This is a genomic window from Methylobacterium oryzae (assembly GCF_021398735.1).
Taxonomy (GTDB): Bacteria; Pseudomonadota; Alphaproteobacteria; order Rhizobiales; family Beijerinckiaceae; genus Methylobacterium.
Genome location: NZ_CP090349.1, coordinates 5,465,012 through 5,478,721 on the forward strand (window position 1 = coordinate 5,465,012; position 13,710 = coordinate 5,478,721).

Annotated in this window: 13 protein-coding genes; 6 read left to right on the top strand and 7 right to left on the bottom strand. The window is 71.7% G+C overall.

What is annotated here, in order from left to right:
* The first annotated feature begins 189 nt into the window (after window positions 1-189).
* Window positions 190-1,467, top strand: a complete 1,278-nt coding sequence (locus tag LXM90_RS26100; protein WP_020092604.1) for an HlyD family secretion protein — start codon at window positions 190-192, stop codon at window positions 1,465-1,467.
* Window positions 1,464-3,143: a DHA2 family efflux MFS transporter permease subunit gene (locus LXM90_RS26105; protein ID WP_020092605.1), complete on the top strand. Its 1,680-nt coding sequence runs from the start codon at window positions 1,464-1,466 to the stop codon at window positions 3,141-3,143. The genes LXM90_RS26100 and LXM90_RS26105 overlap by 4 nt, the downstream gene beginning before the upstream one ends.
* A 66-nt stretch (window positions 3,144-3,209) precedes the next feature.
* Here the strand turns inward: LXM90_RS26105 and rimM are convergent, their stop codons facing one another.
* Genes rimM through LXM90_RS26130 form a run of 5 tightly spaced genes read right to left on the bottom strand, consistent with a single transcriptional unit; the run spans window position 3,210 to window position 6,413 of the window.
* Complete coding sequence (rimM, locus tag LXM90_RS26110) at window positions 3,210-3,905, bottom strand: ribosome maturation factor RimM (protein ID WP_020092606.1); 696 nt, start codon at window positions 3,903-3,905, stop codon at window positions 3,210-3,212.
* A gap of 12 nt (window positions 3,906-3,917) precedes the next feature.
* The gene (gene rpsP / locus LXM90_RS26115) at window positions 3,918-4,280 is read right to left on the bottom strand and encodes a 30S ribosomal protein S16 (protein WP_020092607.1); all 363 of its coding nucleotides are present in this window, start codon (window positions 4,278-4,280) and stop codon (window positions 3,918-3,920) included.
* Window positions 4,281-4,287: 7 nt separating this feature from the next.
* The gene (locus LXM90_RS26120; protein ID WP_012320554.1) at window positions 4,288-4,620 is read right to left on the bottom strand and encodes a chorismate mutase; all 333 of its coding nucleotides are present in this window, start codon (window positions 4,618-4,620) and stop codon (window positions 4,288-4,290) included.
* Window positions 4,617-6,176: a signal recognition particle protein gene (gene ffh, locus LXM90_RS26125; RefSeq protein WP_042675612.1), complete on the bottom strand. Its 1,560-nt coding sequence runs from the start codon at window positions 6,174-6,176 to the stop codon at window positions 4,617-4,619. Before ffh ends, LXM90_RS26120 begins: the two co-directional genes overlap by 4 nt.
* Before the next feature lie 18 nt (window positions 6,177-6,194).
* Window positions 6,195-6,413 (bottom strand): glutathione S-transferase, encoded by a 219-nt coding sequence (locus LXM90_RS26130; RefSeq protein ID WP_026604841.1) that lies wholly within the window; start codon window positions 6,411-6,413, stop codon window positions 6,195-6,197.
* Window positions 6,414-6,713: 300 nt separating this feature from the next.
* Here LXM90_RS26130 and LXM90_RS26135 point away from each other — a divergent pair, with 300 nt between their 5' ends.
* Both LXM90_RS26135 and LXM90_RS26140 read left to right on the top strand, forming a co-directional pair.
* Window positions 6,714-7,343, top strand: a complete 630-nt coding sequence (locus LXM90_RS26135; RefSeq protein ID WP_020092610.1) for a hypothetical protein — start codon at window positions 6,714-6,716, stop codon at window positions 7,341-7,343.
* Between the two features lie 466 nt (window positions 7,344-7,809).
* Entirely contained in the window at window positions 7,810-8,847 is a 1,038-nt protein-coding gene (locus LXM90_RS26140) for an aromatic ring-hydroxylating oxygenase subunit alpha (RefSeq protein WP_419149870.1), read from the top strand.
* A 7-nt stretch (window positions 8,848-8,854) separates the two neighbouring features.
* Here the strand turns inward: LXM90_RS26140 and LXM90_RS26145 are convergent, their stop codons facing one another.
* Window positions 8,855-9,589, bottom strand: a complete 735-nt coding sequence (locus LXM90_RS26145) for a class I SAM-dependent methyltransferase (protein ID WP_020092612.1) — start codon at window positions 9,587-9,589, stop codon at window positions 8,855-8,857.
* A gap of 75 nt (window positions 9,590-9,664) precedes the next feature.
* Between LXM90_RS26145 and trmD the strand changes: the two genes are divergently transcribed.
* Both trmD and LXM90_RS26155 read left to right on the top strand, forming a co-directional pair.
* Window positions 9,665-10,429, top strand: a complete 765-nt coding sequence (trmD, locus tag LXM90_RS26150; protein WP_020092613.1) for a tRNA (guanosine(37)-N1)-methyltransferase TrmD — start codon at window positions 9,665-9,667, stop codon at window positions 10,427-10,429.
* 351 nt (window positions 10,430-10,780) lie between these two features.
* The gene (locus LXM90_RS26155) at window positions 10,781-11,950 is read left to right on the top strand and encodes a phosphoserine transaminase (RefSeq protein ID WP_020092614.1); all 1,170 of its coding nucleotides are present in this window, start codon (window positions 10,781-10,783) and stop codon (window positions 11,948-11,950) included.
* A 213-nt stretch (window positions 11,951-12,163) separates the two neighbouring features.
* Here LXM90_RS26155 and LXM90_RS26160 read toward each other — a convergent pair whose 3' ends face one another.
* The gene (locus LXM90_RS26160) at window positions 12,164-13,663 is read right to left on the bottom strand and encodes an ammonium transporter (RefSeq protein WP_026604842.1); all 1,500 of its coding nucleotides are present in this window, start codon (window positions 13,661-13,663) and stop codon (window positions 12,164-12,166) included.
* Window positions 13,664-13,710 lie beyond the last annotated feature (47 nt).

Consider the following 13,710-nt stretch of genomic DNA (forward strand, 5'->3'; position numbering starts at 1 on the left):
ACTCCTGGGCCTTGAGGCCGGGAACGGCAAAGGTTCCGGGCGCAGAACGCCGCAGTGCGGCATGCGTTCCTAGGCGGGCTGATCCGCGCGTGGAACCTTGGGCCTGCGGCCGGCTTTTGCTGCCTGAGGCGGGCGATGCGACAAGCCCGGTCACCCCCGGGTGGCCGGCCCATCGGGCGACGACTTTCCATGTTCGACGATCAGCGGCACCTCTCCGAGGACGAGGCGCGCCCGCGGCCGGCCGACGGCCGGGCCGTCGCGCGCGAGCGCGACGTGCTCGATCTCAACCGCGCCGCGCCGGCCGCGGACCTCGAGACCGACCGCGAGACCGCGCGCAAGCCCGGCGCGGACGAGGCCGACGGCGCGCCCGAGGCGCAGGACGGGCAGGCCGGCGACGACGCGGCGGATTCCGACGACGACGGGGACGAGGCGCGGCGCCCGAGCGTCCTGCGGCGCCACCCGCTCGCGTTCCTGCTCGGCGGGCTCGCGGTCGTCGCGCTCTGCGTCGGCGTGTTCTTCTACTGGCTGCTCTACATGCACCCCTACGAGAGCACCGACGACGCCTTCGTCGACGCGCGCAGCATCTCGATCCAGCCGAAGGTCGGCGGCTACCTCGTGGACGTGCCGGTCACCGATAACCAGCACGTCGAGGCCGGCCAGATCCTCTTCCAGGTCTTCCAGCGCGACTACGACATCGCCCTCGACCAGGCGAAGGCGCAGGTCGCCGCCGACGAGGCCGGCATCAAGAACATCGACGCGCAGATCCAGGCGCAGTACGCCAACATCGAAGTGTCCAAGGCGCAGGTCGCCACCGCCGAGGCGGCGCTGAAGTTCGCCCAGGAGGACGCGGCCCGCTACAAGGACCTCGCCGAGCGCGGCTCCGGCTCGGTCCAGCAGTCGCAGTCGGCGACCTCGACGCTGCAGCAGCGGCAGGCGGCGGTCCAGAGCGCCAATGCCAGCGTGGTCGCCGCGCAGAAGCAGGTCGGCTCGCTCCAGGCTCAGAAGGCCTCGACCCAGGCGCAGCTCGGCCGCGACCGGGCGCAGGTCGAGCAGGCCGAGCTGAACCTCGGCTACACGACGGTCCGCGCCGTGCAGGCCGGCCGCGTCGTGCGGCTCACCGGCGGCGTCGGCCAGCTCGCCCAGGCCGGCCAGACCCTGGCGATGTTCGTGCCCGACGACATCTGGGTGACGGCGAACTTCAAGGAGACGCAGATCACCGACATGCGGCCGGGCCAGCCGGTCGACATCGAGATCGACGCGTATCCCGGCCGCAAGATCCAGGGCACGGTGGCCTCGGTGCAGCCGGGCTCGGGCACGGCCTTCAGCCTGCTGCCGGCGCAGAACGCCACCGGCAACTACGTGAAGGTGACCCAGCGCATCCCGGTCAAGATCGTGGTCAAGACCTGGCCGACGGACGTGTCGATCGGCCCGGGCATGTCGATCGTCCCGACCGTCACGGTGCGGTGAGCGCGGTGGCCGGCCGGGGGAGCGCGGCCGCGCCCGGGCGTAGGCCGGGTGCGGGCAAGGCGGCAGGCGGCAAGGCGGCAGGCGGCAGGGCCGCGTCCGGGAAGGCGCCGGGCGGCCACAATCCGTGGCTGATCGCCGGCGTGGTCGCGCTGGCGACGTTCATGGAGGTGCTCGACACCACCATCGCCAACGTGGCCCTGCGCTACATCTCGGGCGGCCTCGCGGTCGGCCCCGATGAGGCCGCCTGGGTGGTGACGAGCTATCTCGTCGCCAACGCGATCACCCTGACGGCGTCGAGCTTCCTGGCCAAGCGCTACGGCCGCAAGGCGTTCTTCATGTGGTCGGTGGCGCTGTTCACCGTCTCGTCGATCCTGTGCGGCTTCGCCTGGAGCCTGGAATCGCTGCTGCTGTTCCGGGTGATGCAGGGGCTCGGCGGCGGCGGCATGGCACCGCTCGCGCAGTCGATCCTGGCCGATTCCTTCCCGCCGGCGAAGCGCGGCCAGGCCTTCGCGCTCTACGGGGTCGCCATCGTGGTGGCACCGGTGATCGGCCCGACGCTGGGCGGCTGGCTCTCCGACAACGCCTCCTGGCACTGGTGCTTCCTGATCAACGGGCCGGTGGGCGTGATCGCCCTCGGGCTGATGTACTGGCTGATCGAGGACAGCGACGCGGCCAAGAAGGAGCGCCGCGCCCTGGTGCGCAAGGGCATCCGCTTCGACATCGTCGGCTTCGTGCTGGTCGCCCTGTTCCTCGGCTCGCTGGAGGTGATCCTCGACGAGGGCCAGCGGAAGGACTGGTTCGGCACCTCGACGCTGATGAACGTGTCCGGCGTGCTGATGGTCGTCTCGTTCATCGCCATGATCCCGTGGCTGCTGACCCGCGAGAACCCGGCCGTCGATCTCCGCCTCATCGGCAACCGGCAGTTCGGCTCGTGCTTCCTGGTGATGATGTTCACCGGAGCGATCCTGATCGCGACCACGCAGTTCATCCCGCAGATCACGCAGGAATATTACGGCTACACCGCCACCCTGTCGGGCCTCGTCCTCGGCCCGGGCGGCATCGTCACGGTGGTGATGATGTTCCTCACCGGCCGGGTCTCGTCCTACGTCCAGCCGAAATGGCTGATCGCCATCGGCATGACCATCGTGGCGCTGGGCATGTACGACCTGACGCGGATCGACGGCAGCACGACCTTCGCGTTCTTCGCGTGGTCGCGGGTCTATATCGGTATCGGCCTGCCGATGGTGTTCCTGTCGATCACCTCGGCCTCGTACGAGGGGATCCGCAAGGACCAGACCGATCAGGCCTCGGCGCTGATCAACGTCGCTCGCAACGTCGGCGGCTCGATGGGCGTCTCGCTGGCGCAGAACATCCTGGCCTACCGGAGCCAGTTCCATCAGAGCCGCCTGGTGGAGAGCGTCAACCCGGCCGCGCCAGCCTACCAGGAGACCATGCGGCAGGCGACGCAGTACTTCTCCGAGCACGGCTACGCCGGCGTCGAGGCCCAGAACCAGGCGACGGCGTGGATCGGGAGCGTGCTCAGCACGCAGGTGGCCTACTGGGCCTATATCGACGTGTTCTGGGTGCTCGGCCTCGTCGCCGCCTGCGCGGTCCCGCTGGCCCTGAGCCTGAAAAGTGTCAAGCTCGGCGGCGGGGCGCCGGCCGGGGGGCACTGAGGGCGGTCGCGGCCGGGGCACTGCCCGGACGCCGGACGCCCCGCCTGCGCGACGGGCCGGCCGCCCCTAGCCCGGATCGTCGGCGGGCTTCTCGCCCGGCGCCGCGAACAGGTCCTCCGGCGCGGCCACGGTGACGCGGCGCTGCGCCACGTCGAGGACCGGCACGAAGGCCTTCGTGAAGGGCAGGAGCGCCGTGGCGCCGCCGTTCGGCGGTCGCAGTTCCAGGAGATCGCCGCCGCCGTAATTCGGCACGGCCACGATCGTCCCGATCAGGGTCCCGGCCTCGTCCACCGCCGCGGCGCCGATCAGGTCGGCGGCGTAGACCTCGTCGTCGTCCTCGGGCGCGGACAGACGGTCGCGGGGAACGTACAGCGCCACGCGGTTGAGCGCCTCCGCGGCGCTGCGGCCCGAGACGCCCTTCACCCGGGCGATCAGCATGTCGGGCGACGGGCCGGGGGCGGGACGCACGTCGGCGAGCGTCAGCGTCCGGCCGTCGGCCGTCAGAAGGGTTCCGTAGCCGGCGATCGCCTGCGGATCGCCGGTGTAGGATTTGAGCCGGACCTCGCCGTTGAGGCCGTGCGCCCGCCCGAACTCGCCCAGCAGGACGAGGCTCGGATCGGGCGGCACGGGCAGCGGCGCCGGCCTGGGGGCCGGTGCCTTGGGCGAGGTCGCCGCGTCGGGCGCAATCTTGCCGATCGCCGAGCTCGTGCGGCCTCGGCGGCCGCCGTCGCGGGAGGTGGGACCTGCGGGGCGGCGCGCCATGACCGGTGCGCCTTACGCGGCGGCGTCCTCGGCGGGAGCGGCGGCCTTCTCGGCGCGCTTGGCGGCGCGCTCCTTGGCCTTCTCGCCCGGCTCGGCCTTCTGCGGGTTGTTGCGGGTCGGGCGCTTGGCGAGGCCGGCCTGGTCGAGGAAGCGCAGGACGCGGTCGGTCGGCTGCGCGCCCTTGGCGAGCCAGCTCTGGATCTTCTCGTTGTCGAGCACGATGCGGGCCGGATCGTCCTTGGCCTTCATCGGGTCGTAGGCGCCGACCTTGTCGATGAAGCGGCCGTCGCGCGGGGCGCGGGCGTCGGCGACGACGATGCGGTAGTAGGGGCGCTTCTTGGCGCCGCCGCGGGTGAGACGGATCTTGAGGGCCATGGTCTGACTACTTTCGCTGTTGCTCGATCTGGGACTCGTGGTCCGCCTTGATCGACTGGTGGTGCCGAATGACTTCCTTGACCACGAAGGCCAGAAACTTCTCGGCGAAGTCGGGGTCGAGCTTGGCCTCGACCGCGAGCTTGCGGAGCCGGGCGACCTGACGGGCCTCCCGGTCCGGATCGGAAGGGGGGATCCCCTTTCGGGCCTTGAGCTCGCCGACCCGCTGCGTGCAGCGGAAACGCTCGGCGAGGAGGTGGATCAGCGCCGCATCGAAATTGTCGATGCTGTCCCGCAGGCGCGCGAGTTCGGGATCGACGGCCTGGGCCGCGAGCACGCTCATTTCTTCTTCCCCGGCATGAACCCACCGAGACCCGGCAGCTTCGGACCGCCGAGGCCCGGAAGTCCGGGAAGCTTGGGCATCCCGCCCCCGCCCAGGCCCGGCGGCATCGGCGGCAGCTTGCCGCCGAACTGCTTCTCGAGCTGCGCGATCTGCTCCGGCGTCGGCTCCGGCATGCCGGGCGGGAGACCGGGCATTCCACCGCCCATCCCGCCGCCCAGGCCGAACATGGAGCCGAGCGCCTGCCCGATCCCGCGCTTGCCCTGGCCCATCGCCTTCATCATGTCGGCCATGGTCCGGTGCATCTTCAGGAGCTTGTTGATCTCCGAGACGTCGACCCCCGAGCCCGCCGCGATGCGCTTCTTGCGGCTGTTCTTGAGGAGGTCGGGGTTCTTCCGCTCCTGCGGGGTCATCGAAGAGATGATCGCCCGCTGGCGCTTGAACATCTTCTCGTCGAGGTTGGCGCCCTCGACCTGCTTCTTGATCTGGCCCATCCCGGGCAGCATGCCCATCAGGCCGCCGATGCCGCCCATCTTCTCCATCTGGGCGAGCTGCATGGACAAGTCTTCGAGGTCGAACTTGCCCTTGCGCATCTTCTCCGCGGTGCGGAGCGCCTGCTCGTGGTCGATGGTCTCGGCGGCCTTCTCGACGAGCGAGACGATGTCGCCCATGCCGAGGATGCGGTTGGCGACGCGGGCCGGGTGGAACTCCTCCAGCGCGTCGACCTTCTCGCCGACGCCGACGAGCTTGATCGGCTTGCCGGTGACGGCGCGCATCGACAGCGCCGCGCCGCCGCGGGAATCGCCGTCCATGCGGGTCAGCACGATGCCGGTGACGCCGAGCCGCTGGTCGAAGGCGCGGGCGGTGTTGACCGCGTCCTGGCCGGTGAGCGCGTCGGCGACGAGCAGCACCTCGTGGGGCCTTGTCGCGGCCTTCACCTCGGCGGCCTCGGCCATCAGGCCCTCGTCCACCGTGGTGCGGCCGGCGGTGTCGAGCATCACCACGTCGAAGCCGCCGAGGCGGGCCGCGTCCATGGCGCGCTTGGCGATCTGCACCGCCGACTGGCCGGCGATGATCGGCAGGCTCTCCACGCCGACCTGCTTGGCCAGCACCGCGAGCTGCTCCATGGCGGCCGGGCGGCGGGTGTCGAGCGAGGCGAGCAGGACCTTGCGCTTCTCGCGGTCGGAGAGGCGCCGGGCAATCTTGGCGGTGGTCGTGGTCTTGCCCGAGCCCTGCAGGCCGACCATCAGGATCGGCACCGGGGCGGGGGCGTTGAGATCGACGGTCTCGGCGTCGGTGCCGAGCATCGCCACGAGCTCGTCGTTGACGATCTTCACGACCATCTGGCCGGGCGTCACCGACTTGAGCACAACGGCGCCGACGGCCTTCTCCTTCACCCGGTCGGTGAAGCCGCGGACCACCTCGAGGGCGACGTCGGCCTCCAGCAGGGCGCGGCGCACCTCGCGCATGGCGGCGGTGACGTCGGCCTCGGTCAGGGCACCGCGACGGGTGAGCCCCGAGAGGATGCCGGAGAGGCGGTCGGACAGGCCTTCGAACATGTTCCTGACGCCCCGCCGTTACTGCTCGAGCCCGGCGCGCTCGACGCGGCGCGCCTGGAGGGCGGCCTCGAAGCCGCGCACAGCCTTGGCGAACTTGTCCCGGCAGTCCGGGTTGCAGAAGCCCACCACGGCGCCGTTGTAGAGCGTCAGCGAGTCCGCCGAGATCGGCTTGCCCGACCACGGGCAGGTCTCGTTGATCGCGTCCTCGATCTTCAACGCTTCTTGATCTCGCGTCATGCGGGTGCCTCGGCCGGCGGATCCCGTCCTCGCATATCGGCCAACGCCCATCGCGCCCGAGGGCGCGGACGCGCTGTCGGGCGTTGACCTCCGGCCTCGCGGGACCGGTCGGCTTGGCATCGGTCGATCTGCTACGGATCGGGAGGCCGGGGCGTAGCGGCAGCCGGCCGGAAAGTCAATTTTTCGGCCGGCCCGGCGCCGCGGCGGTGCCGAAACGGGCCGCCGATCGGTGTTAACTTTTACCGATCGTTAAGCATGTTGGGATTGTCTTCGGGCCATATTCGATCAGGACGCCCGCCGATGTCGGAACCCGCCCGCTCTCACTCGCCGACCGAGTCCGGCAGCTTTCCCGCGACCGGTCCGCTCCGCGACTGGCTGACGGCGATGAAGGCCCAGGCGCCGGCCGAGGCCCGCGGCGATGCCCGGCCCGAGGAGACCCTGCCCGAGGCGAAGCGGCCTCGCGGCGGGGAGACGGCGTGGTCGCCCCGCGTCGTCCCGGCCCCCGAGGCGCCGCGGGCCGCCGCCGAGGATCCCGACATCGCCGAGCTGATGGCCGAGAACCTGATGCTGAAGGCCAGGCTCCGCGTCGAGGCCGAGCGCCAGGACGAGCTGCAGACCATCCTGGCCGACGAGATCCGGACGCTCCGTGAGCATATCCGCGACGAGATCGGCTCCCTGGAGGATCTCCGGGCCGAGCAGGAGGACGTCCGCGTCGAGCGCGAGGAGTTCCGCGGCGAGCGGGAGCGCTTCCGGGCCGAGCGCGAGGAGCTGCGCGCCGAGCGCGACCGGGCGATCGCCGAGCGGGACGCCCTGCGGGCCGAGCGGCTGACCCTGGCCGGCGAGCGCGACGCCCTGCGCGAGGAGCGCGACCTGTGGCGCGCCCGGACCGAGGCGCTGGCCCAGCCGCTGTTCCAGTCCCAGCGGCGCTGAGCGGCGCTGAGCGGCGCTGAGCGGCGCTGAGCGGCGCTGAGCGGCGCTGAGCGGCGCCGACCGCATGTCCGGACCCTGAAACGCCGAAGGGCCACCCGAGAGGGTGGCCCTTCCATTGCCGAACCGTGTTGTCCGGCGGAACTGTCCCGAGATCGGGTCTCTGACGCGTCTTAGAGCGACGCGCCGGAGGCGACGGTCCAGGTCCGATGAGCCGAGACACACGGCTGATGACAATGAGACACTGGATCACCTCCTTTCGTTGGTTGCGGGTGAGGCGAAGGTAGGTGGCCGCGCCCGGCTTGTGAAGCCCCGCGCCTGCGCCCGTTTGTCCTCCCCGGCCCGGCGCTTCCCCGTCCCGGCGGCCGGGCGTATGACGGGCGCCCCGAGGTCTGCCCGAACCGCCTTGAACGCGCCCTTCGCCAACCCGCCGCGCCCCGCCGACGAGGCCGCGCTCGATCCCGACGCGATGCGCCAGCCGCTCGGCAACGCGTGGTACTGCGTCGGGCAGTCCCGGAGCCTCGGCAGGGTGGGCGGCCGGTCGGCCCTGCGGGCTGTGGCGCTGAACGGCGAGCAGATCGTCCTGGGCCGCGCCCCCGACGGCGCGCCCTTCGCGCTGCGCGACCGCTGCCCTCACCGCGGCATGGCCCTGTCGAAGGGCCGGTTCGACGGCGACACCCTGATGTGCCCGTTCCACGGCTGGCGCTTCGGCACCGACGGGCGCTGCCGCGACGTCCCGACCCTGTCGGAGCACGACGCCGCCGACTTCTCGCGCATCCAGGTGCAGCGCTTCCCCGTGCGGGAGAGCGCCGGCTTCCTCTGGGTCAACCCGCATCTCGGCCCGGCCGCCGGCGCGGTGCCGGAGGTGCCGGCGCTGGATTTCGAGCCCGCCGGATCCCTCGTGGTCGAGCTGGAGGTCGAGGCCTCCTTCGACTTGACGACGCTGAGCCTCGTCGATCCCGGGCACGTCGCCTTCGTCCACGATTCGTGGTGGTTCCGGCCCTCGAAGCAGCTCCGCGAGAAGGTGAAGACCTTCCAGCCGGTGCCGCACGGCTTCGTGATGACGAGCCACGCGACCACGACGAGCTCGCCGGTCTACCGCCTGCTCGGCGGCATCCCCGAGGTCGAGATCGAGTTCCGCCTGCCCGGCGTGCGGCTGGAGCGCATCCGCGCGGGGGAGAAGCGGGTGGCGAACTACACCTTCGCGACGCCGCTGACGCCGGACCGGACGCTGCTCACCAACGCCCTCTACTGGAGCATGCCGGCCCTGAACCTGCTCAAGCCGGTCGCGCGCCCGCTGATGCGGCAGTTCCTGACCCAGGACCAGCAGGTGCTCCAGCACGCGCAGGACGGGCTCGACCGCAAGCCCACCATGGTGCTGTTCGGCCAGGGCGACCTGCCCTCGCAATGGTATTTCCGGCTGAAGCGCGAGGCCCTGGAATCGGCCCGCGACGGGCGCCCGTTCGTCAACCCGCTGGAGCGCCGCGAGCTGCGCTGGCGCTCCTGAGGTGCCGCTACCGCGCCGTCGAGTCGTCGCGGCAGGGCCGGACCGTCTCCGGCCGCGGGCGCGCCTCCGGGGCGGGGGCCGCGAAGATTGCCAGGTAGGCCCCGTCCGCGAGCGGCCGGAAGCCGGTCTCCCGGTAGCCCGCGGCGGCGAGCTCGCAGCGCAGGAGCGCCGGCGGCGTGCCGTGCCGCGACGGGATCGCGTCGGCGTCGACGATCCCGACCCGGGCGCCCGGGCGCATCGCGGCGGCGAGGTTGTGGAGCAGGCCGAAGGGCTGGGTGATCTCGTGGTACATGTGGACGAGGATCGCCGCGTCCACCGAGGCCGGGGGCAGGCGCGGGTCGTGCGGCTCGCCGCGCACGACCGTGACGTTCCCGAGCGCCTTCACCCGCTTCTCTAAGGCCGCCAGGTAGGACGGCGTCACGTCCTCGGCGAGCACGCGGCCCCGCGGCCCGACCCGAGGGCTCAACCGCACCGCGTAGTAGCCGCTGCCGGCGCCGATATCCGCCACCGTCTCGCCGGGCGCGATGCCCATCCCCTCGGCCACCTGCTCGAACTCGCCCGCCCTGTCGCGCTCGGCCTCCGAGGACCAGCGCGGCGCGACGATCTCGGCCACGGGCCGGTCGGGCCTGGGGAAGGCGGCGGCGGGCGCGCCCAGGGGCGCCAGCGGCTCGGCGGCGCGGGCCGGGCCGGCCAGGGCGGCGGTGGCGGCAGCGGCCGCGAGGAGGGCGAGGGCGCAGATCATGGCCGACAACCCGCGGGGCGCGCCGACGGTGCCGGGCCCGTTGACCGTGCCGCACCCCGCGCGCCATCAAGCGCCATGACGCGCGCGGACACGCCCTGGCGGGCCACGATCCTCACCCTCTACCCGGAGATGTTCCCGGGCCCGCTGGGCGTGTCCCTGTCGGGCGACGCCCTGGCGCGGGGCGACTGGACCCTGGAGGCCCGCAACATCCGCGCGCACGGCCTCGGCCGCCACCGCTCGGTGGACGACACGCCGGCCGGCGGCGGGGCCGGGATGGTCCTGCGCTGCGACGTGCTCGGCGCCGCCATCGACGCCGCGACTTACGACGCCGCGACCGGGGCCGACGACCCGCGCCCGCGCCTGCTGATGTCGCCCCGCGGCCGGCCGCTCACCCAGGCCCGCGTGCGCGACCTCGCGGCGGGACCGGGCGCGCTGATCGTCTGCGGCCGCTTCGAGGGCGTCGACGAGCGCGTCATCGCCGGGCGCGGCCTGGAGGAGGTCTCGATCGGCGACTACGTGCTGTCCGGCGGCGAGATCGCCGCGCTGGTGGTTCTGGACGCCTGCGTGCGCCTGCTGCCCGGCGTGATGGGCAAGGTGGAATCCGGCGTCGAGGAGAGCTTCGAGGGCGGGCTCCTCGAGTACCCGCACTACACGCGCCCCCGCGACTGGGAGGGCCGCGCGATCCCGGACGTCCTCTCCGGCGGCAACCACGCCGCCATCGCCCGCTGGCGGCGGGCGGAGGCCGAGCGGATCACCGCCGAGCGGCGCCCGGACCTGCGCCCCGGGGGCAGCCCCGGTCAGGCCGGCTCGAGGTCGATCACCGGGCCGTCGCGGTCGTAATCCGGCGGGTCGAGCCGCAGCGGCTGCGGCACCAGCCGCGGTGTCCGGCTCGCCTGCAGGAGGCGGGGAATTAAGGCCCCAATAACCAAGAGTAGAACGGACCAGACCGCCAATATCGCGGCGCTGTGGAAAGTCATCGGCGCACCTCAAACGCTACGCGGCACCTCATTAAGGCTAACGGGCCGGGATTAATCGACTGTTCCCCGCCGCCCGGGGCCGTGTCCCGACCGGGGGCAGCGCCGCGAAGACTGCCGCCGGGACGGGCGCTTGCAAGCCGGCCGGTTTCGGCGCATGCGCGAGCCGGGACGCGCCTCCCCCGGGAGCGCGGCCCTCTGCAAGGATGGATCCGCCATGACCAGCCGCCCCACGCAGCGCCCGCGCGTGCCCCACTTCTCCTCCGGCCCCTGCGCCAAGCGCCCCGGCTGGACCCCGGCCGCCCTGGCCGACGCCGCCCTCGGCCGGTCGCACCGCTCCCCCCTCGGCAAGGCCAAGCTCGGCCGGGCGATCGACCTGACCCGCACGGTCCTGCAGGTGCCGTCCGACTACCGGATCGGCATCGTGCCGGCCTCCGACACCGGCGCCGTCGAGATGGCGATGTGGACGATGCTCGGGCCGAAGCCCGTCGCGGTCGCCGCCTGGGAGGCGTTCGGCAAGGAGTGGGTCACGGACGCGCTGAAGCAGCTCAAGATCGCGCCGCGCATTCACCAGACGCCCTACGGGATCCTGCCGGACCTCGCGGCGATCGACACGAAGAACAGCGACGTGGTCTTCACCTGGAACGGCACCGCGGCCGGCGTGAAGGTGCCGGACGGCGACTGGATCGCGGCCGACCGCGAGGGCCTGACGATCTGCGACGCGACCTCGGCGGCCTTCGCCCAACCCCTGCCCTGGGACAAGCTCGATGTCGTGACCTTCTCCTGGCAGAAGGTGATGGGCGGCGAGGCGGCGCACGGCATGCTGATCCTCTCGCCCCGCGCCGTGGCGCGACTGGAGAGCCACACACCGTCCTGGCCCCTGCCGAAGATCTTCCGCCTCACCAAGGACGGCAAGCTGATCGAGGGCATCTTCAAGGGCGACACGATCAACACGCCCTCGATGCTGGCCGTCGAGGACTACCTCGACACCCTGGACTGGGCCGAGCGGATCGGCGGCCTGAAGGCGCTGCACGCGCGGGCCGACGCCAACGCGAAGGTCGTCTACGACTGGGTCGCGCGCACGCCCTGGATCGCGCCGCTGGCCGCCGATCCCGCGACCTACTCGAACACGGGCGTCTGCCTCGTGATCGCCGATCCGGATGTGCTCGCCCGCGGCGACGCGGCGGTCTCGGCCTACGCGGCGGGGATCGTCGAGCGCCTCGACCGCGAGGGTGTCGCCCTCGACATCGGCGCCTATCGCGACGCGCCGGCGGGCCTGCGGATCTGGTGCGGCGCCACCGTGGAGACCTCGGATCTGGAAGCGCTGACGCCCTGGCTCGACTGGGCCTTCGCGGAGGAGAAGGCGGCGCTGACGCGGGCGGCGTGAATGCTTCGGGGTCGATGCCCGGTCGCCGCCCCGCATCGTCTTTGCGAGCGGAGCGAAGCAATCCAGGGCTTCGCTCCGATTCCGACCGCAGCGCTGCCCTGGGTCGCTTCGCTGCGCTCGCGATGACGGCCTGACGCGAAAAAACCCCGGTCCTCACGGAGCCGGGGTTTTCTCGTTCGGGGGACGCGGCCCCGCGGGGCCGCGCCCTCCGTCTCAGTAGTTGTAGGCGCGCTCGCCGTGATCGGCGATGTCGAGACCCTCGCGCTCCTCCTCCTGCGTGACGCGCAGGCCGATCGTCACGTCGACGAGCTTGTAGAGGATCGCCGAGCCGATGCCCGACCACAGGAGCGTCAGGCCGACCGCCTCGGCCTGGACGATGAGCTGGCTCATCATGTCGTAGGCACCGACCGCGAGCTCGCCCGGCTTCGAGGTGTAGTCGGGGATGCCGACGCCGCCGAGGTTCGGGTCGACCAGGATGCCGGTCGCCAGCGCGCCCAGGATGCCGCCGACGCAGTGGACGCCGAAGACGTCCAGCGAGTCGTCGTAGCCGAGCGCGTTCTTCACGGTCGAGCACATCACGAAGCAGACCACGCCGGCGACGAGGCCGAGCACGATCGAGCCCATGGGGCCGGCGAAGCCGGAGGCCGGGGTGACCGCGACGAGGCCGGCGACCGCGCCCGACAGCATGCCGAGCAGGGACGGCTTGCCCTTGAGGGCCCACTCGGCGAACAGCCACGCCACCGCGGCGCCGCAGGTCGCCACGAAGGTGTTGAGCATGGCGAGGGCGGCGGTGCCGTTGGACTCGAGGTTCGAGCCGGCGTTGAAGCCGAACCAGCCGACCCACAGCAGCGAGGCGCCGATCATCGTCATGGTCAGGGAGTGCGGGGCGAGCAGGTCGCGGCCGTAGCCGATGCGCTTGCCCATGATCAGGCAGCCGACGAAGCCGGCGATGCCCGCGTTGATGTGCACGACCGTGCCGCCCGCGAAGTCGAGGGCGCCCTTCTGGAAGAGGAAGCCGGCATCCTTGTTGACCGCGTCGAGGGCCGCCTGGGCGGTCGCCTTCGAGGCGTCGTCGGTGGCGGCGGCCAGCGCCTTCGCGGCGTTGCCGACGGCGTCCGGGCCGGCCCAGTACCAGACCATGTGGGCCATCGGGAAGTAGATGATCGTGACCCAGAGGATCGTGAACACCACCAGCGCGGAGAACTTCATCCGCTCGGCGAAGGCGCCGACGATCAGCGCGGGCGTGATCATGGCGAACGTCATCTGGAAGCACAGATAGGCGTATTCCGGGATCACGACGCCGTTCGAGAAGGTCGCGACCGTCGAGTTCGCGTCGACGCCCTTCAGGAAGGCCTTCGAGAGGCCGCCGACGAAGTCGTTGAGGCCGCCGCCGCTGGTGAAGGCGAGGCTGTAGCCGTAGAACACCCAGAGCAGGCCGACGATCGACACGATCGCGAACACCTGAGTCAGCACCGACAGCATGTTCTTGGTGCGCACGAGGCCGCCGTAGAACAGCGCGAGGCCCGGGATGCTCATCATCAGCACCAGGGCCGACGAGATCAGCATCCAGGCCGTGTCGCCCTTGTTGGGGATCGGCGAGGGCGGCGGCGAGGCGGCTTCGGGTGTCGGGGTCTGCGCGAGGGACGGCTCGATCAGGAGGGCGGCGATCGCCGCCCCTCCCAAGCCGAGCATGAGGGCATGACGAAGTTTCATGGGCACGTGGCTCCCGGTCTCAAGTCCGTAGTGTTTCAGGAGGTCTG

Bases quoted from the DNA above. Each gene is read 5' to 3' on its own strand.
- LXM90_RS26120 (WP_012320554.1), bottom strand. From the start codon at position 4,620: ATGAGCGTGCTCGCGGCCCAGGCCGTCGATCCCGAACTCGCGCGCCTG.
- rimM (WP_020092606.1), bottom strand. From the start codon at position 3,905: ATGGCGCGCCGCCCCGCAGGTCCCACCTCCCGCGACGGCGGCCGCCGA.
- LXM90_RS26140 (WP_419149870.1), top strand. From the start codon at position 7,810: ATGCGCCAGCCGCTCGGCAACGCGTGGTACTGCGTCGGGCAGTCCCGG.
- LXM90_RS26155 (WP_020092614.1), top strand. From the start codon at position 10,781: ATGACCAGCCGCCCCACGCAGCGCCCGCGCGTGCCCCACTTCTCCTCC.
- LXM90_RS26160 (WP_026604842.1), bottom strand. From the start codon at position 13,663: ATGAAACTTCGTCATGCCCTCATGCTCGGCTTGGGAGGGGCGGCGATC.
- ffh (WP_042675612.1), bottom strand. From the start codon at position 6,176: ATGTTCGAAGGCCTGTCCGACCGCCTCTCCGGCATCCTCTCGGGGCTC.
- LXM90_RS26100 (WP_020092604.1), top strand. From the start codon at position 190: ATGTTCGACGATCAGCGGCACCTCTCCGAGGACGAGGCGCGCCCGCGG.
- LXM90_RS26135 (WP_020092610.1), top strand. From the start codon at position 6,714: ATGTCGGAACCCGCCCGCTCTCACTCGCCGACCGAGTCCGGCAGCTTT.
- trmD (WP_020092613.1), top strand. From the start codon at position 9,665: ATGACGCGCGCGGACACGCCCTGGCGGGCCACGATCCTCACCCTCTAC.
- LXM90_RS26130 (WP_026604841.1), bottom strand. From the start codon at position 6,413: ATGACGCGAGATCAAGAAGCGTTGAAGATCGAGGACGCGATCAACGAG.
- rpsP (WP_020092607.1), bottom strand. From the start codon at position 4,280: ATGGCCCTCAAGATCCGTCTCACCCGCGGCGGCGCCAAGAAGCGCCCC.
- LXM90_RS26145 (WP_020092612.1), bottom strand. From the start codon at position 9,589: ATGATCTGCGCCCTCGCCCTCCTCGCGGCCGCTGCCGCCACCGCCGCC.